This is a genomic window from Sphingobium sp. LB126, from assembly GCF_002795205.1.
GTDB classification, from domain to species: Bacteria; Pseudomonadota; Alphaproteobacteria; order Sphingomonadales; family Sphingomonadaceae; genus Sphingobium; species Sphingobium chungbukense.
The window spans coordinates 1,237,311-1,255,243 of sequence record NZ_NETV01000001.1 but is presented as its reverse complement, the minus strand read 5'-3'; the positions used below and the strand labels follow the sequence as shown (position 1 = coordinate 1,255,243).

Genomic DNA, 17,933 nt, shown 5'->3' with positions numbered 1-17,933 from the left:
CCCACGAAAATCCCGTCATTTCCCTTCATTCCAACGCTTGCACGTTCGCGTTTGCGCCATTATGGCATCCGACCGAGAGGGGACGCGACCATAAGCGCCCAGACAGATCCAGGGGAATCCGAGCGAATGGGCGATCGTTTCAATACCGCTGCTGGTTGGGCTTTGTTCGCGGGTATCATCGCGCTGGGTGGCGCGATCGTCAGCTCGAAATTCTTCCACGAGGAACGGCCCGAGAAGATGGGCTACGCCATTGAAGGCGTCGAGGCGGAGGGCGCGGGCGGCGCGGCCGCAGGCCCCGGCCTCAACACCCTGCTCGCCAGCGCGGACGTCGCTGCGGGCGAGAAGGTGTTCGCCAAGTGCGCGGCCTGCCATACCGTCAACCAGGGCGGCGCCAACGGCATCGGTCCCAATCTCTATGCCACAGTCGGCGAAGGCGTCGGCCAGGGCAAGGGCGGCTTCGCCTTCTCCGACGCGCTCAAGAGCAAGGGCGGCAACTGGACCTTCGAGGCGCTGGATCACTGGCTGACCAGCCCGCGCGAATTCGCCCCCGGCACCAAGATGACCTTCGCGGGCCTGGGCAATCCGGCCGACCGCGCGAACCTCATCGCCTGGCTGAACACCCAGGGTTCGAATCTGCCCCTGCCCGCCGCCGACGCGGCACCGGCAGCGGGTGGCGACAATGCGGCAACGGCGGAAGGCAATGCGGCGAACGCTGCTGCCCCGGCCGAAAACGCCTCGGGCAAATAAGCACCGACTGAAGGGATATTGGTCCACGATCCCATCCGGATCGAGGATTTGACGGGCGCGGCACTGGTTGCCGCGCTCGATGCCTTGGCGGACCTGCGCATCGCGGTATTCGGCGCCTTCCCCTATCTGTACGACGGCAACCGCGCCTATGAGCGGGACTATCTCACCGCTTATGCGCAAAGCCCCGGCGCGCTGGTCGTCGGCGCCTATGCGGGCGACCGGCTGGTCGGCGCCGCCACCGCCGCGCCGATGGCCGATCATGCCGCCGAGTTCGCTGCCCCCTTCCGGGAGAAGGGCATGGATATCGGCCGCATCTATTATTTCGGCGAATCGGTGCTGCTGCCCGACTGGCGCGGTCGTGGCATCGGCCACGCCTTTTTCGACCGGCGCGAGGCCAGGGCGCGGGAACTGGGTTTTGCCATGGCCAGCTTCTGCGCGGTCGTCCGCTCGCCCGATCATCCGGCCAGGCCGAGCGGCTATTCGCCGCTCGATCCCTTCTGGCACGCGCGCGGCTTTGCCGCGGTGGAGGGGCTGGTCGGCACGTTCCGCTGGAAGGATTTGGGCAACGCCGAGGAAAGCGACCACAGCATGCAATTCTGGGTAAAACGGCTGGCGCCCTGAGCAACGCGAGGAGGGGGCTCGCCGTTTTGGGTGCTTTCTGATTCAATCAGATCGAAAACCGCTCCAGTCTGTCATCCCGGCCTTTGCCGGGATGAGGGATGTCGTTGACGTCCGCCCATGGCCATCCGTTTCCAATTTATCCGAACAGGTCGCCCAGGAAATCGACCATGGAGCGGAAGCTGCGGCGGTCGGCGTCCGGCTGATAGGCGAGGCCCTTTTCCGGCATGTTCACCGCATGATCCGTGAAGGCGTGACCGGTGCGGCCATAGGCGTGGATTTGCCAGTCGCATCCGGCTTCGGTCAGTTCCTTCGCCAGGGCGACGGTGGCTTCGGGCGGGGCGATCGGGTCGTCCCAGCCGTGGCAGATCAGCAATCTTGCCGTGATCTCCGCATGGGGGAAGGGCGGGGCCTCATAGACGCCGTGGAAGCTGACGCCGCCCGCAATGTCGGCGCCGGAACGGGCGAGGTCGAGCACGCATCGGCCGCCGAAGCAGAAGCCGATCGCCGCAGTGCGGTTCGCGTCGGCTTCGTCGAGTGATTTCAGCAGCGCGTGGGCGGCATTGACCCGGTCGCGCAGCAGGGTGCGATCGGCATTCAGCTCGGCCATGTACCGGCCCATTTCGGGATCCGTGCGGGTCGTGCGCCTGCCTTGGCCGAAGACGTCCGCCACGAGGACGGTGTAGCCTAGTGCCGCGATCTTTTCGGCATAGACGAAATCCGTTTCCTTGGTGCCAAGGACATTGGGGAAAAGCAGGATGCCCGGGCTTGGCGCGGTGGCCGCAGCGTCGAACACGGCCATGCTCTCGAACGGACCATCAGCGCCTTCATGGACGATGACGCGGCGGGTGATGGTCATGGAGGGCTCCTGGCTTTGGGTGATTCGGGAGGAGACCATAGGATTTGGTGGAGGGGCGGCAAAGGCCGCGATTGACCAGAAACGGAAAGGGCCGGTCCCTTTTCCGGACCGGCCCTTCCTTCGTGACGCTGGGAAGCTTTTAGAATTTGAAGTCGAGGCGGGCGTAATAATAGCCGCCCGAGGTGCTGTAGGGACCGTGGCCGTAATAGCTGTTATAGGCGCCCGCCCCGTTGATATAGGGCGATACGCCCGCGCCTGGGGTCACGCCCTGCATCATCTTGGGTACTTCCGGTCGCTTGTTGAACAGGTTGTTCGCGCCCACCGAGAAGGTGACGGCATCGGTGAAGTCGTAGCTCGCCTCCAGATCGGTCAGCGCCGCCGCCTTGACCACGCCGTTGAAGTAGAGCTGGTTGGCGTTCACCCCGTTCACCAGAGCGCCGTCGGCGATCAGGAAGCCGCCTTCGGGAATGAAGCCGCCGGAAGGCGTGAATGCCGGACGGACCAGCACGCTGGTCTTGCCGTAGAAGGTCTCGCGCAGGTTGAGCGCGAACTTCCCGCTCTTGAACAGGGCGCCCGCGACGATCTTATAGTCCGGGTTGGACCGTTCGATATTGCTTTCGGACGCTGCGTTGAAGATCGGATAGCCGACCTTGTTGTTGGTGATCTTCGTCTTGTTGTAGTTCGCCGTCAGCGACAGGTTCAGCGTGCCGAAGTCGAGCGCGACCGGATAGGCGGCCGAGAAATCGATACCCCAGGTGCGGGTGTCGATGCCGTTGGTGAAGCTCGACACGCCGATCGTGCCGTTGGTGAACAGCGCGCTGTCGAGGACGATGCCCGCTGCGTTCAGGGCGTTCAGGATATCGGCGCCGCCGGGCTGCGGCACGCCGTTGAGGACGGCGTTGCGCGCTGCCGTGCCGGTGATGCGGTCCTTGATCTTGATGATATAGCCGTCGACCGTGATGGCCAGCTTGGGCACTGGCCGTAGCACGACGCCGGCCGAGAAATTCTTCGACTTTTCTGGCTTCAGGCTGCCGAAGCCCAGCAGCGCGGCGGCCGGGGTTCCGGCGGGAAGCTGGGCGATGGCGCTGGTCGGGCCGACGTTGATGGTCGAATATTTCTGCTCCGCCAGCGTCGGCGCGCGGAAGCCGGTGCTGACCGTTCCGCGCAATGCGAAGGCAGGGCTGAAGTCGTAGCGCGTGGTGATCTTGCCGATGGTCGTGTCACCGAAGTCGGTATAATCCTCATAACGGCCGGCAAGGTCGATGGACCAATGTTCCACCGGCTCCGCGATCAGGTTGACATAGCCCGCGCGCGAACTGCGGCGGAATTTGCCCGCGTCGGTCGCCTTGTATCCGGGGAAGGACTGAACGCCGGTCTTGTAGGTCGAATAATAATCGCCCGCGACGATCTCATAGGTGTCGCGACGATATTCGCCGCCGAAGGCGAAGGTGAGGGGGCCGGCCAGGCCGACCTCGAATTCCTTGCGGATGTCGGCGGTGACGGTGGTCTGGCTCAGGCGGAAGCCGCCGTCATAGGCCTTGTCCACCGTGTTGGGTTTGCCGATGCCCTGCAACGATGCGGCATAACTTTCCTGCCAGACTTCGCGATGGGCCGAGCTTTCGGTCCAGATATCGTCCTTCTGATGGCCATAGGTGGTGCTGAGGTCGTAGTTCCAGCCCGAAACCTCGCCCTTGGCGCCGACGGTGAAGCTATATTCGTCCTCGATCACATGCTGGAGCGGAACCATGCCCCAGGTGCCGGTGTCGCCATAGCAGATGTTGGGATTATAGGCCGCGGGTGTGATGCTGCCGCCCAGATTGCCGGTTTCGTAGCAGATGCGCTTGGGATGGCGGTAGCCCTGCTTGGCATAGCCGATGCGGCGGGCATAATCGCCGAAGCTGTAGAGTTCGATGCCGCCGAAATCATAGCCCATATTGTAGAAGGCTTCGGTCAGATAGGTCTTGGGCTGGCCGCCGTTGATGCCCGACAGCGCGTCGCCGGCCAGGTTCGACCATTGGGTGGGCGTGTTGGACTGGAGCGTGCCGTCCGGCTTGGTGATCTGGACCTGCCCGGTGCCGACGGTGGTGTAATCCTGACGGCGGTGGAAGAGGCTGAGGTTGAAGAAGCCGTCCTCGCCCAGCTTGAAGCCCATATTGCCGGAGACGGAGAACAGCTCGCCCTCGCTGTCATAATATTGGCCGCCCGTGACCTTGAAGCTGCCGCCTTCGTTGTTGTCCTTGAGGATGAAGTTGATGACGCCTGCAATGGCATCCGTGCCGTAGACCGCCGCCGCGCCTTCCTGGAACACTTCGACGCGGGCGATGGCGTCCGGCGGGATCAGGTCGATGCTGGGCGCCGCCGAACCCTGGAACGCGCCGGAAATGACCTGGAGGATGCCGTTGCCGTGGCGGCGCTTGCCGTTGACCAGCACCAGCGTGTGGTTGGGGCTGAGGCCGCGCAGCCGGGCGGAGAGCGAGAAGCTGGAAAGGTCGGTGCCCTGCGTCTGTGCGGTGAAGCTGGGGACGATCTGGGTCAGCACCTGGTTGAGGTTGGGCTGGCCGACATGGCTGATCGCTTCCTGGCTCAAGACCTGGATCGGCGCGGCGCTTTCCGCGGCCTGCATGCCGACGGCGCGGGTGCCGGTGACGATGATGGCGCCGCCGTCATCGACCTGCGGCGCCTGCGCTTGCGGAACCTCCTGCGCCATCGCGCAGGCCGACCAGGACGAGGCCAGCACAAGTGAAAGGCGAAGAGCGGAAAATCGTGTCATCTATGCCCCCTGTTTGCATTTTATCCATGACAGGGGGATCAACGAACCAAGGGGACGGAACCCCTACTGCGCTGCACAAAAATTAAATGAATATGAAATATTTCTGCTCTGTTTCCTTAGAAAATCATCAATCTATGCTATGTTGCACGGCAACGTGACAAGAGATTGGGCGCATGTATCCGGGCGCATTTGCAATGCCTATGGCGTATTTCTGACGGAAGTTCGTTTCAGTCGAATCCAAGCCATCTGTTTATATCGTCGTGCCGCTCCTGCCGCCGCAGGAGCATGCCGCGATTCCGTCAGCCAGGTGTGGGAAACCGGCATGATCTCAGCTCGCCATGGCTGCCTCGATGAGCGCGCGGCCTTCCTTGCTGTTCCAGTCCATCGCGCCGACCACCCGCACCATTTCCTTGCCCTTCGCATCGTAGATGACCGTCGTAGGCAGCATGCCGGTGTTGTAATGGAAGCCGAACTGGTTTTCCGGATCGATCCAGCCCTTGAGATGCGGCAGCGGATGCTTTTCGAAAAAGGGCTTGATCACCGCCTCGCCCTGATTGTCCTGGGAGATGGTGAGGACGGCGAGGCCCTTCTTGCCATAATCCGCGGCCACAGCGTCGAGCGTGGGCATTTCCGCGACGCAGGGCGCACACCAGGTCGCCCAGAGGTTGACCAGCATCGGCTTGCCCGAAAAATCGCTGAGCTTCGCGTCGCTGCCGTCCGGGTTCTGGAAGGTGAAGTCGGGGGCAGGGGTGCCGGCCTTCGACCTGTCGAGCGTATAGCTGAACTCGCCCCCCTTGCCCGGAATGCCGCTCTGCGCGGGCCCGGTCGCCTCGCCGCTGGTGGCTTTCGGCCCTTGCCCGGCGGGCGGCGATTGCTTATCGCACGCGCCAAGGCCAGCCAGCAGGAGCAGTGTCATTACGCAGGGTAAGGATGATCGCACGGGGAAAAGCTCCAACAGCATGTGGGGCGGACGCTTCGCGGCAGGTCCGGCTTCGGTCATGCGGGAGATAAATGCCTCCATCCCGTTCGACAAGCGCCTCTGGAAACAGGACATCGCCGGATCGAAGGCGCATGTCGCGATGCTGGCGAAACAGGGCGTCGTCGACGGTGAGGACGCGCAGGCGATCACCGAGGGGCTGAACCGTATCGCCGCCGAATATGAAGCCGACGGCGTGCCGGTCGATCTGGACCTGGAAGACATCCACATGGTCACGGAGTCGCGGCTGGCCGAGCTGATCGGTCCGACGGCGGGGCGGCTGCACACGGCGCGCTCGCGTAACGACCAGGTGGCGACCGATTTCCGCCTCTGGGTGCGCGACGCGATCGATGAGGTGGAGGCGGGGCTGGAGGGCCTTCAGGCGATGCTGCTCACCCGCGCCGAGGAACATGCCGATGCGGTGATGCCGGGCTTCACCCACCTTCAGTCCGCGCAGCCGGTGACGCTGGGCCATCACCTCATGGCCTATTATGAGATGGTGCGCCGCGACCGCAGCCGCTTTGCCGACGCGCGCGCGCGGCTCAACGAATGCCCGCTGGGCGCGGCGGCGCTGGCCGGGACCGGCTTCCCGATCGACCGGCATGCGACGGCGGCGGCGCTGGGTTTCGCCAAGCCGACCGACAACAGCCTCGACAGCGTGTCCGACCGCGACTTCGCGCTTGATTACCTCATGGCGGCGACCCAGTGCAGCCTGCATCTGTCGCGCCTGGCCGAGGAATTCATCATCTGGGCGAGCCAGCCCTTCGGCTTCGTCAAGCTGCCCGACGCCTATTCGACCGGCAGCTCGATCATGCCGCAGAAGCGCAATCCGGACGCGGCCGAGCTGGTGCGCGGCCATGCCGGGCGGATCATGGGCTGCATGAACGCGCTCTGCGTGACGATGAAGGGTCTGCCGCTCGCCTATTCGAAGGACATGCAGGACGACAAGCCGCCGGTGTTCGAGGCGCACGACCTGCTGGGCCTTTCCATCGCGGCGATGACCGGCATGATCGAGACGGTGACGTTCCGTACCGACCGGATGCGCGGCCTGGCGGAGAGCGGTTTCGCCACCGCGACGGACCTTGCCGACTGGCTGGTGCGGGAAGGCGGCATTCCCTTCCGCGAGGCGCATCATATCACCGGGCGCGCGGTCGCGGCGGCGGAGGTGGCCGGCGTGCAGCTCGCCGATCTGCCCATCGAGACGTTGAAGGCCATTGATGCGCGGATCGATGAGCGTATCTATGCGGTGCTGACGGTCGATGCCTCGGTCGCCAGCCGCAAGAGCCATGGCGGCACCGCCCCCGATCAGGTGCGGGCGCGGATCGCCGAGGCGCGCAAGGACTTGGAAGGGCCGAAGACGTGACGATCGCACGGATTGCCAGGGGTGTTGCGCTGGCCGGGCTGGCATTGGCGCTGGCGTCCTGCGGCGGCCGTCAGCCGCTCAAACCCGTCGCGGGGCAGAAATTGCCCGCCGTGCCCGTAGGCGCGGCCACGGCACCGACGGCGGCGCAGCTCACCGCGCCTTCGATCCAGGCGCGGCCGGAACGGAATGTCGAACTGCTGACCCAATCGAAGGTGCGCGGCGAGGACGAATTCGATCTGCCGCCCGAGAGCGAGCCTCGTTAAGGTTTTGGCGTTGGTTTTCGGCGCTCAAATTTCTCTAGGATAGACTGACTTGGACCATTTCAACTATGTCGACGGCGCGATGCTTGTGGAGCAGGTGCCGGTGGCGGAGATCGCCGCGCAGGTCGGCACGCCCGTCTATATCTATTCGACCGCGACCCTGACCCGCCATGTCGGCGTGTTCCGCGACGGGCTGTCGCAGCTTGCCGATCCGCTGATCGCCTTCGCGGTGAAGGCCAATCCCAACGCCGCCGTGCTGGCGACCCTGGCCAAGCTGGGGCTGGGCGCGGACGTTGTGTCGGCGGGCGAATTGCTGCGCGCCATCGCGGCGGGCATTCCGGCCGACCGCATCGTCTTCTCCGGCGTCGGCAAGACGGCGGACGAAATGCGCATCGCGCTGGAGCAGGGCATCTACCAGTTCAATCTGGAGAGCGAACCGGAAGCGGAGATGCTGTCCGAAGTGGCGCTGTCGATGGGCAGGAAGGCTCCGGTCGCCTATCGCATCAATCCCGATGTCGACGCGGGCACCCATGCCAAGATTTCCACCGGCAAGTCGGAGAACAAGTTCGGCATCCCCTATGACCGCGCGCTGGCCAGCTATGCCGCCGCCCGCGACCTCCCCGGCCTCGACGTGCAGGGCGTGGCGGTGCATATCGGCAGCCAGCTCACCGACCTCAATCCGCTGGAAGCCGCCTTCATCAAGGTCGGCGCGCTGATCGAGAAGCTGCGCGGCGAAGGCCATGACATCCGCACCGCCGACCTCGGCGGCGGGCTTGGCGTGCCCTATGATCCCTCGCAGCCCTTGCCGCCCAGCCCTGCCGATTATGGCGCGATGGTGACGAAGGTGACGCAGGGCTGGAACGTCCGCCTGATGTTCGAGCCGGGGCGCCTGATCGTCGGCAATGCGGGCGTGCTGCTGTCGCAGGTGGTGCGGGTGAAGCAGGGCGCGCAGGCCCCGTTCGTGATCGTCGACGCGGCGATGAACGACCTGCTGCGGCCCAGCCTCTACGACGCCTGGCACGACATCCGCGCCGTCCATCCCAAGGGTAGCCGTGCCGCCGCCAATGTCGTCGGCCCGGTCTGCGAGACGGGCGACACCTTCGCCATGCACCGCGACATGGATGTGGTGGGCGCGGGCGACCTGGTCGCCTTCATGACCGCGGGCGCCTATGGCGCGACCATGGCGAGTACCTATAACAGCCGCGCCCTGACCCCCGAAGTGCTGGTGTCGGGCGACAAATGGGCCGTGGTCCGCGCCCGTCCGCCGATCGAGGCGCTGATCAACGGGGACAGCATCCCGGACTGGGTGAATAGCTGATGCAAAGCCTGCCCGTCTTCCTGCGGTTGACGGGCAAGCCCGTGATACTGACCGGCGAAGGCGAGGCTGCGGACGCCAAGCGCCGTCTGCTGGAGCGGGCGGGCGCGCGCGTCGTGGGTGAGACGCAAGAGGCGGCGCTCGCCATCGTGTCGGACGGCGATGCGGCGACCGTGGCCAGGCTTCGGGCCAGGGGTATCCTCGTCAACGCGACCGACCGGCCGGATCTGTGCGATTTCACCCTGCCCGCCATCATTGACCGTGATCCGGTGCTGATCGCCATCGGTACGGGCGGCGCCTCGGCAGGGCTGGCCAAGGCGCTGCGCCAGCGGATCGAAGCCTTGCTGCCCGCGCGACTGGGAAATCTGGCCGTCGCCCTCCACGAGGCACGCGATGCCATCCGGGCCCGCTGGCCGGAGGCGGCGGCGCGGCGGCGGGGGATCGACGCCGGGCTGGCGGCGGGCGGGCCGATCGACCCGCTGTCCGACAAGGCCGTCGACGCCATGCCCGATTGGCTTGCCGACAATGCGGATGCCGCCGCCGACCGGCTGGAAACCATCCGGCTGCTGTCCTCCGATCCCGACGACCTGACCCTGCGCGCCGCGCGTCTGCTGGGGGCGGCTGACCGCATCTACCATGCGCCCGATGTGCCTGCGGCGATCCTCGACCGCGCACGGGCCGACGCGGTGCGCATTCCGGCTGCGGTCAAGCCCGAAGCGCCGGGCGGGGGCCTGTCGCTCTGGCTGGAGACGATGGCATGAGCCGGGTCTTCCTCTTCGACGGCGGCAAGGCGCATGAAATCTCGCTGGAGGATTTCTGCGCACGGACGCAGGATGCGCCCTTCAGCTGGGTCCATGCCGATGGCTGGCGGGAGGATGCCCGCGCTGTCGCGGCTCGTTGCGACCATATGCCCGAAGCCGCGCTGTCCGCGCTGTTGGCGCAGGAAACCCGGCCGCGCTGCACGCTGATGGCGCATGGCGCGCTGGTGAACCTGCGCGGGCTGGGCGCGACGGAGGAGGATGTGGGCGACCCGCTCGTCTCGATCCGCCTGTGGGCCGAGCAGGCGCGCGTCATCTCCGTCAGCTACCGCCCGCTTGCCGCGATGGAGCCGGTCAGGCGGCAGATGCTGGGCGGCCTCATCCGCGATCCGGGCGACCTGATCGCCGCCTTCGCGCAGCAGATCACCGAAGCGCTCGACCCCGAAGTCGCGGAACTGGGCGACGGCCTGGACGAGATCGAAAGCGCGCTGACGGAACATGGCCCGGCCGAGGCGCGGCGGCGCGTGTCGGAAATCCGGGCGACGGCGATCAGTTATCGCCGCTTCATCGCCCCGCAAAGGCAGGCGCTGGAAAGATTGTCCGCCGCCGACACGCCCTGGCTGGAGCCCGACGACCGGCTGCACTTGCAGGAAGCCGCCGACCGCTGCGCCCGCATGGCCGAGGAACTGGAGGCGGTGCGCGAACGCTCCGCGCTCGCCCATGAAGAGCTGACCGACCTGCGCGCCGAGCAGATGAACCGGCAGGCGCTGATCATTTCCGTCGTGGCGCTGGTCTTCCTGCCGCTGACCTTCCTGACCGGCCTGCTCGGCATGAATGTGGACGGAATCCCCTATGCCCATCAACCCTGGGCCTTCTGGGGGGTGGTCGGGGTATGCGTGGCCATGGCGGCGGGGATTGGCGGCTGGTTTGCCGCCACCCAATGGTTGAAGTGAAAAAAAGGGGCTGGGGTGAACTGAAGCGGGTCAGTTGCGCGCGGCGTTGAGCCGCGCGATCTCGTCGTGCAGCGCCTGGATCGAGGATACCAGACGCGCCCGATCCGCCTGCATCTCCGCCAGCGCGTCGCGCGTTTCGCCCAGTTCCAGCGCGCGCCGCGCGATGCGGGCGTCCAGTTCTGCATTGTGCCGGGTCAGTTCGCCCATCTGCTCCGCCCGCGCGCACAGATGCCGCAGCCGCGCGTCGAGCAGGTCGAAATCATAGGGCTTCACCACATGATCGTCGGCGCCGGCCTCCAGCGCCTCGACGGCGGAAACCCTGTCCTGCCGTCCGCCGATCATCACGAAGCAGGCGCTGGTCCCAAGGCCCGCCGCGCGGATCTTGCGCATGGTGGCGATGGCCGGCAGCAGGGTCAGCCCCATGTCGATCAGGATGATGTCCGCCGGCCGCGTCACCAGCATGCCCAGCGCGGAAAAGCCGGTTTCGGCAAGCGCCACGTCATAGCCCAGATGCGACAGCCGCCGCGCCACCACCGCGCGGGAGGTGGCGTCCTCATCGATCAGCAACAGGCGCAGCCGCCGCCCCGTTCGCGGGGCTTCCAAGGCCTCTTCCTGCTCGGTCCGGCGAATCGCATCGCGCTTCCAGAATTGCATGACGTCCCACCTCCTGCGGCGCGCAGGGTAGGACGGGCGCGCAAAGAAATGGTTAACGCGCGCGCGGCGTCACCGGGTCGGGCGCATAGGTCCGCATGAAGCAATCGAGCGCCACGGCGACATCGGCGGCGATCTGTTCCTGCGTTGCCTGCGGGATCAGGCCCAGCATCAGCATCTGGTGACAGCCCGACATCAGCAGCACCGTATAGGTGCGCGCGGACAGCAGGGGATCGGCGGTCCGCAACAGGCCGCGGGTCATGGCACGCTCCAGGAATTCCGCGATCAGACGGCGCGTATGGAGCGGCCCATATTCGTGGAAGATCGCTCCGATTTCGGGAAAGCGCGCCGCTTCCGACAAGACCAGCCGGTTCAGTGCGATCGCCGTGGGCGAGGTGACCTTCTGCAGCAGGTTGAGCCCCAGCCGTTCCAATGTCGTCCGAAGATCGCCACAGGGGTCGAGCAGTTCGGCCAGTTGCGCGCGATAGGCGGTGGTCGCTTCATCCAGAACGGCGGCGAACAGTGCCTCCTTGGAGGGGAAGTAGCTCCACAGCGTACCCTTCGATCCGCCCAGTTCGGCGGCGATCGACGACATGGTGGTGGCCGCATAGCCATGGGTCAGGAAAGACCGCGCCGCGACCTCCATGATCGCCTTGCGCCGGTCGCGCCGGCGTGCCTCCCGGCGGCTCATCAAAGGGGTGTCGGACGGTGTCATAAAATCGTACCATATAGTACGTCATTTCAGTTGACAAGGATTCGCAACGGGCGCAAAGGCCATTTTCATACTCTTTGGTACGGTTTGATATGTCCGTGAGTCGTCCCTTCAAACGCTCTCCCCTTTTCCAGCCTGCCGCGCCCCTGCTGCTGCTGTCCGCCTGCGCCGCCGTGCCTGACCTCGGCCCCCAGCCGGTCGCGCGCGCGCCCGACAGCATCGCCGCGCAGCAGAGCCTCGCCGCCGACAATGTGGCGCAATGGCCGTCGGAGGGCTGGTGGAAGGCCTATGGCGATCCGCAGCTCGACGCGCTGATCGAGGAAGGGCTGAAGGGGTCGCCCGATGTGACCATCGCCGCTGCCCGGTTCGCCCAGGCCAATGCGGTCGTGCAGCAGTCCGGGGCGCCGCTGCTGCCTTCGGTCGATCTCGACGCGAAGACCAGCGTCACCAAATCCAGCTATAATATGGGCATGCCCAAGGAATTCGTGCCCAAGGGCTGGTTGGGCGCCGGGCAGGTGGCGCTGAATTTCGGCTTCGATCTCGATCTGTGGGGCAAGAATCGCGCTGCGCTGGCGGCCGCCACGTCGGAGGCGCAGGCGGCGCGGATCGACGCGCTGCAGGCGCGGCTGGCGCTGGCGACCGGCGTGGCTGACGCCTATGCCGACCTTGCCAAACTCTACGACGAGCGTGACATTCAGGCCCGCGCCCTGGAAATCCGCACCGCCAGCCAGAAACTGGTGGCGGACCGCCGCGCCAACGGGCTGGAGACGCGCGGCAGCGAGCGGCGGGCCGATGCCACCGTTTCCTCCGCCAAGGCACAGCTTGCCGGGGCGCAGCAGGCGATCGCGGTCCGCCAGCATCAGATCGCCGCGTTGATCGGCGCGGGGCCGGATCGGGGTCTCGCCATCGCCCGGCCGCAACTGGGCAAGCCGGGGCCGCTCGGCCTGCCCGCCGATGTCACCACCAATCTGGTCGCCCGCCGTCCGGACATCGCGGCGGCGCTGGCCCGGACGGAGGCGGCGGCCAGGCGGATCAAGGTGGCGCGCGCCGATTTCTTCCCCGCCATCCGCCTCAGCGCGCTGATCGGCGTGCAGTCGCTGGGTTACCAGACCCTGCTTCAGGGCAGCCAGTTCGTCGGGGGACCAAGCCCCTTCACGGACACGCTGTTCAAGAAGGATTCGCTGTTCGGCAATGCGGGACCGGCGGTCAGCCTGCCGATCTTCCACGGCGGCGCGCTCAGCGGTCAGTATCGCGGCGTGCGGGCCACCTATGACGAGGCTGTGGCCTCCTACGACAAGACCGTGCTCGGCGCCTATCAGCAGGTGGCCGACGCGGTGACCGGACGCCGCACGCTCGACCAGCGACTGGCCGACGCGCGCGCTGCTCTGACGGCGTCGGAAGAGGCCTATGGCATTGCCCGCCAGCGCTATGAAGGGGGCCTCAGCACCTATCTTGACGTGCTGAACGTCGAGGACCAGCTTCTCGCCGCCCGCCAGACCGTCGCGGAGCTGGAGGCCAGCGCCTTCACGCTCGACATTGCCCTCATACGTGCGCTGGGTGGCGGTTTTGCCGCCAGCGACGCCCAACAGTTGCCCAAGGATGTCCCCCATGGCTGACGCCAAGCCCGAATTCACCGCCGAAGCGAGCCAGGCCGAAAACGCGGCCGATGCCGCCATGCAGCGGCAGGAAACCCGCAGGAAATGGCTGGTGCGCCTCGCGCTGGCGGTGCTGCTCGTCGGGGCGGTCTATGCGACCTGGTATCTGCTCGTCGGCCGCAACCATGTCAGCACCGACAATGCCTATGTGAACGCGGAAGTGGCCCAGGTGACGCCGTTGATCTCCGCCCAGGCGGTCGAGGTGCTGGTGACCGACACCCAGGCGGTGAAGCGCGGCGACATATTGGTGAAGCTCGACCCCACCAACGCTCGCATCGCCGTGGCGCAGGCGGAGGCCGACCTTGCCGAGGCGAAGCGCCGTTTCCGCCAGGCCGTGGCGACCAGCGGATCGCTGGCCGCGCAGGTCGATGCCCGCGCCGCCGACATCAACCAGGCCCGCGCCCAGTTGGCGACCGCGCAGGCCGATTTCGACAAGGCCCGCATCGACCTGCGCCGTCGCGAGGCGCTGGCGCCGAACGGCGCCGTCTCGGGCGAGGAACTGACCAGCGCGCGCAAGGGCTATGCGGCCGCGCAGGCGGCGCTCGATCTGGCGAAGGCCGGGGTGGCGACGGCGGAAGCGACGCGCGGCGCGGCCAGTGGGCAGCTTGCCGCCAACGACGCCTTGGTGCGCGGATCGACCGTCGACACCGATCCCGCCGTGCTGGCCGCCAAGGCGAAGCTGGACAATGCCCGGCTCGACCTTGGCCGTTCCGTCATCCGCGCGCCGATCGACGGCGTGGTGACGCGGCGGCAGGTGCAGGTCGGCCAGCGCGTCGCGCAGGGCAGCCCGATCATGAGCATCGTGCCGCTGACCCAGGTCTATGTCGACGCCAATTTCAAGGAACGCCAGCTCGGTCGGGTGAAGGTCGGCATGCCCGCCACGGTCACGTCGGACCTTTATGGCAGCGGCGTCGTCTATCATGGCAAGGTCGTCGGCTTCTCCGGCGGCACCGGGGCCTCCATGGCGCTGATCCCGGCGCAGAACGCCACCGGCAACTGGATCAAGGTGGTGCAGCGCCTGCCCGTGCGCATCGCGCTCGATCCCAGGGAACTGGCCGAACATCCGCTGCGGGTCGGCCTCTCCATGGAAGCCGAGATCGACCTTTCCGGCCAATAAGGAAGCCCGCTGGTGAGCCGCCCTGCCGAGACATTCTCGCTTCTGTCGCCCCGTCACCGTCTGCTGGCGGGGCTGACGCTGGCGCTCAGCAATTTCATGGTCGTGCTCGACCTCACCATCGCCAATGTGTCGGTGCCCCATATCGCCGGCAATCTGGGCATTTCCGCCGATCAGGGCACCTGGATCATCACCAGCTATGCCGTGGCGGAGGCGATCTGCGTGCCGCTGACCGGCTGGCTGTCGCAGCGCTTCGGCGCGGTGCGGCTGTTCATCCTGGGCATGGTGGGTTTCGGCCTGTTCTCGCTATTGTGCGGCCTGTCGATGAGCCTCGGCATGATCGTGGCGTGCCGCATCGGCCAGGGCCTGTGCGGCGGGCCGCTGATGCCGATGTCCCAGACGCTGCTGATGCGCATCTTCCCTCCCGATCAGCGCGGCCGCGTCATGGGGCTGTGGGCGATGACGACGCTCCTCGGCCCGGCCATGGGGCCGATCGTCGGCGGCTATATCAGCGACAATTGGAGCTGGCACTGGATCTTCTTCATCAACCTGCCGATCGCGGTGCTGTGCGTCTTTTCCGCGCTGGTGCTGCTGCGGCCGGTGGAGACGGTCCGGGTGAAGCTGCCCATCGACTATATCGGCCTGGCGCTGCTGGTCTTCTGGATCGGTTGCCTCCAGATCATGCTGGACATCGGCCGTGACCGCGACTGGTTCGGCGATCCGCTGATCGTCATGCTGGCGGTGCTGGCGGCGATCGGCTTCTGCGTCTTCATCATCTGGGAACTGACGGAGGAACATCCGATCGTCGACCTGCGCGTGTTCCGCCATGTCGGCTTCACCTCCGGCGTGTTCACGCTGGCGCTGTGCTTCGGCGCCTATTTCGCGGGCATCGTCGTCATCCCGCAATGGTTGCAGATTTCGATGGGATACACCGCCGCCTGGGCGGGCCTCGCGACCGCATTCACGGCGATGAGCGCCATCTTCGTGGCGCCGATTGCCGGGCGGCTGGTCAGCAAGGCCGACGTGCGCATCATGATTTCCGGCGCGGTCGTCTGGATCGGCCTCATGACGCTATGGCGGGCGCACTGGACCACCGATGCGGATTTCTGGACGATCGCCTTGCCGCAACTTGTCCAGGGTTTCGGCATGCCCTTCTTCATGATCCCGCTGACGACGCTGACCCTGGGGTCCGTCCGGCCGGAAGAAACGGCTTCGGCCGCGGGGATGCAGAATTTCCTGCGCACGCTGGCGGTTGCCATTTCCACCTCCCTCGTGCTGACCGGCTGGGGTGACGGACAGCGCATATCGCGCAACGAGATGGTCGGCAGGCTCAACGCCGATACGACCATCGCCGACCTCACGAGCCGTGGTTTTTCGCCGGATCAGGCGCGGCAGATGGTGGCCAATCTGGTCGATGCGCAGGCGCAGGTGGTGTCGATGGACCATGTCTTCTTCATCGCCGCGCTGGTGCTGTTCCTGGCCGCTGCGGTGGTGTGGCTCGCCCCGCGCCCGACCGGAACGGTCGACCGCTCGGCCGCGCATTGAGCGGATCGTCTATCCCAGCCTGACCTTGCGCGTGACGCCGATCGCTTCCAGAAAGGCGGTGTCATGGCTGATGACGATCAGCGCCCCGTCGAAGGCGGCAAGACCCTGTTCGACGGCGGCGATGGAATCGAGATCGAGGTGATTGGTCGGCTCGTCCAGCATCAGCAGCGGTGGCAGGCTGTCTCCACCCAGCACGCAGGCAAGGCCCGCGCGCAGAAGCTGCCCGCCGCTCAATGTCCCCACCTTTTGCAGCGCCAGATCGGCCCGGAAGCGGAAACGGGCCAACGCCGCGCGTATGGCATTGTCGCTTGCCTGCGGATGCAGCCGTGCGAAATTGTCGGCGATGCTGGCCTGCGGGTCGAGCAGGCCGACGCGCTGGTCGAGCAGGGCGCAGTCCACCGATAACCGCACCGTGCCGGACAATGGCGGTAACTGGCCCGCGATCAGCTTCAACAGCGTCGATTTGCCTGCGCCGTTGGGGCCGGTGATGGCGATCCGTTCCGGCCCGGAGACGCGCAGGCTGAACCCGCGCAGGACCGGCGCGTCGGGTCGATAGCCCGCCGTCACATCCTCCAGCCGCACGATCGGTCGGTCCGCCGACACGCCGGTGGGGGGCAGGGCGACGGTCAGGCTCTCGACGATCTCGATGCGCCCGCGCGCGGCCTGTGCCGCCGCTGCCGCATCGCGGCCCAGCCGCTCCGCCAGCCGTGCGGCCTCTCCGCCGGAGCCTTCCGCGCGGTTCTTGCGCATGCCGATCAGGATGCGCGGCATGTCGCCCTTCGCGCCCTTGCGCGCGCCGGCGGCGTCACGGCGCTGCTTGCGTTCGGCCGCGACCTGTGTCCGGCGGGCGATGTCCTTCACCCGCCGCTCCGCCTGTTCCAGCGCCTGTCCGGCGGCGGCCAGTTCGATCGCCTTGCGCTCGCGATAGGCGGTCCAGTTGCCGCCATGGCGACGGATGCCCAGGCTCGTCAGCTCGGCGATCGCCTCCATCGCCTCCAGCAGGGCGCTGTCATGGCTGGCGACGATCGCGCCCGCCTTCCATCCCCCAAGCAGGTCGACCAGGGCGGCGCGTCCTTCCGCATCCAGATTGTTGGTCGGCTCGTCCAGCAGCAGGAAGTCGGGCCGCGCAAACACTGCCGCTGCCAGTGCCGCGCGGCTGCGCTGGCCGCCGGATAGTTGGAGCAGCGGCGTATCGGCGGCGGCCGCCAGCCCAACGGCCGCCAGCGCTTCCTCGATCCTTCCGGGCAGCGTCCAGTCGCAGGCCTCCAGCTCCGCCATATCGGCCTCGCCGCGCTCCGCCTTGCCAAGCAGGGCGATCTCGCCGCGCACGCCGAACAGGTCGGCGATCCGTTCGTCCGGCGCGACCTGCACCGTCTGGCGCAGTGTCGCCACGCTGCCATCGACCTGCACCATGCCGCTGCCAGGCATCCTGGTTCCGGCGATCAGCCCCAGCAAGGTCGACTTGCCGACGCCATTGCGCCCGACAAGGCCGAGTCGTTCGGTCGTGAAACGAAAATCAAGGTCCGAAAGGACGGGAATGCCGTCAGGGGTGGACCAGTTGAGTTGGGAAATGGTGATGGAGGGCACGGACGAAAACTTTCCTGACGGCAGAGCAATTGGGCTTTGCGATCAGATGC

General features: G+C 66.5%; 16 protein-coding genes. 10 read left to right on the top strand and 6 right to left on the bottom strand.

The window, feature by feature from the left end:
* The first annotated feature begins 126 nt into the window (after positions 1-126).
* A complete protein-coding gene (locus CAF53_RS06110) occupies positions 127-747 on the top strand; it encodes a cytochrome c family protein (RefSeq protein ID WP_046761825.1) in 621 nt (206 codons plus the stop codon).
* A gap of 48 nt (positions 748-795) precedes the next feature.
* Positions 796-1,368 carry a GNAT family N-acetyltransferase gene (locus tag CAF53_RS06105; RefSeq protein ID WP_046762557.1) on the top strand — a complete coding sequence of 191 codons (573 nt, stop codon included), beginning with the start codon at positions 796-798 and terminating at the stop codon, positions 1,366-1,368.
* Positions 1,369-1,504: 136 nt separating this feature from the next.
* Here CAF53_RS06105 and CAF53_RS06100 read toward each other — a convergent pair whose 3' ends face one another.
* From CAF53_RS06100 to CAF53_RS06090, 3 genes are all read right to left on the bottom strand, one after another.
* Positions 1,505-2,224 (bottom strand): dienelactone hydrolase family protein, encoded by a 720-nt coding sequence (locus CAF53_RS06100; protein WP_100237597.1) that lies wholly within the window; start codon positions 2,222-2,224, stop codon positions 1,505-1,507.
* A gap of 139 nt (positions 2,225-2,363) precedes the next feature.
* On the bottom strand, positions 2,364-4,994 hold the full coding sequence (locus CAF53_RS06095) for a TonB-dependent receptor (RefSeq protein WP_100237596.1): 2,631 nt from the start codon (positions 4,992-4,994) through the stop codon (positions 2,364-2,366).
* 328 nt (positions 4,995-5,322) lie between these two features.
* Complete coding sequence (locus CAF53_RS06090) at positions 5,323-5,910, bottom strand: TlpA disulfide reductase family protein (protein ID WP_197707373.1); 588 nt, start codon at positions 5,908-5,910, stop codon at positions 5,323-5,325.
* Positions 5,911-5,953: 43 nt separating this feature from the next.
* Between CAF53_RS06090 and argH the strand changes: the two genes are divergently transcribed.
* From argH to CAF53_RS06065, 5 genes are read left to right on the top strand one after another with little or no spacing between them, the layout of a single operon-like run.
* Positions 5,954-7,333, top strand: coding sequence for an argininosuccinate lyase (gene argH, locus CAF53_RS06085; protein WP_100237594.1), 1,380 nt, complete (start codon positions 5,954-5,956; stop codon positions 7,331-7,333).
* A 2-nt stretch (positions 7,334-7,335) separates the two neighbouring features.
* The gene (locus CAF53_RS06080; RefSeq protein WP_046762556.1) at positions 7,336-7,596 is read left to right on the top strand and encodes a hypothetical protein; all 261 of its coding nucleotides are present in this window, start codon (positions 7,336-7,338) and stop codon (positions 7,594-7,596) included.
* Between the two features lie 49 nt (positions 7,597-7,645).
* Positions 7,646-8,911 (top strand): diaminopimelate decarboxylase, encoded by a 1,266-nt coding sequence (gene lysA / locus CAF53_RS06075; RefSeq protein ID WP_046761820.1) that lies wholly within the window; start codon positions 7,646-7,648, stop codon positions 8,909-8,911.
* Positions 8,911-9,669, top strand: coding sequence for a bifunctional precorrin-2 dehydrogenase/sirohydrochlorin ferrochelatase (locus CAF53_RS06070; protein ID WP_100237593.1), 759 nt, complete (start codon positions 8,911-8,913; stop codon positions 9,667-9,669). The genes lysA and CAF53_RS06070 overlap by 1 nt, the downstream gene beginning before the upstream one ends.
* Positions 9,666-10,619: a zinc transporter ZntB gene (locus CAF53_RS06065; RefSeq protein ID WP_046761818.1), complete on the top strand. Its 954-nt coding sequence runs from the start codon at positions 9,666-9,668 to the stop codon at positions 10,617-10,619. Before CAF53_RS06070 ends, CAF53_RS06065 begins: the two co-directional genes overlap by 4 nt.
* Before the next feature lie 30 nt (positions 10,620-10,649).
* Here the strand turns inward: CAF53_RS06065 and CAF53_RS06060 are convergent, their stop codons facing one another.
* On the bottom strand, positions 10,650-11,273 hold the full coding sequence (locus CAF53_RS06060) for a response regulator (RefSeq protein ID WP_046761817.1): 624 nt from the start codon (positions 11,271-11,273) through the stop codon (positions 10,650-10,652).
* Positions 11,274-11,325: 52 nt separating this feature from the next.
* On the bottom strand, positions 11,326-11,985 hold the full coding sequence (locus tag CAF53_RS06055) for a TetR/AcrR family transcriptional regulator (protein WP_242443398.1): 660 nt from the start codon (positions 11,983-11,985) through the stop codon (positions 11,326-11,328).
* An 89-nt stretch (positions 11,986-12,074) separates the two neighbouring features.
* Between CAF53_RS06055 and CAF53_RS06050 the strand changes: the two genes are divergently transcribed.
* Genes CAF53_RS06050 through CAF53_RS06040 form a run of 3 tightly spaced genes read left to right on the top strand, consistent with a single transcriptional unit; the run spans position 12,075 to position 16,296 of the window.
* Positions 12,075-13,598: an efflux transporter outer membrane subunit gene (locus tag CAF53_RS06050; protein WP_100237592.1), complete on the top strand. Its 1,524-nt coding sequence runs from the start codon at positions 12,075-12,077 to the stop codon at positions 13,596-13,598.
* Positions 13,591-14,754 (top strand): EmrA/EmrK family multidrug efflux transporter periplasmic adaptor subunit, encoded by a 1,164-nt coding sequence (locus tag CAF53_RS06045; RefSeq protein ID WP_100237591.1) that lies wholly within the window; start codon positions 13,591-13,593, stop codon positions 14,752-14,754. The genes CAF53_RS06050 and CAF53_RS06045 overlap by 8 nt, the downstream gene beginning before the upstream one ends.
* Positions 14,755-14,766: 12 nt before the next feature.
* Positions 14,767-16,296, top strand: coding sequence for a DHA2 family efflux MFS transporter permease subunit (locus CAF53_RS06040; protein WP_046761814.1), 1,530 nt, complete (start codon positions 14,767-14,769; stop codon positions 16,294-16,296).
* 9 nt (positions 16,297-16,305) lie between these two features.
* On the opposite strand, the gene CAF53_RS06035 is transcribed toward CAF53_RS06040, so the two are convergent.
* Complete coding sequence (locus tag CAF53_RS06035) at positions 16,306-17,883, bottom strand: ABC-F family ATP-binding cassette domain-containing protein (RefSeq protein WP_100237590.1); 1,578 nt, start codon at positions 17,881-17,883, stop codon at positions 16,306-16,308.
* Positions 17,884-17,933 lie beyond the last annotated feature (50 nt).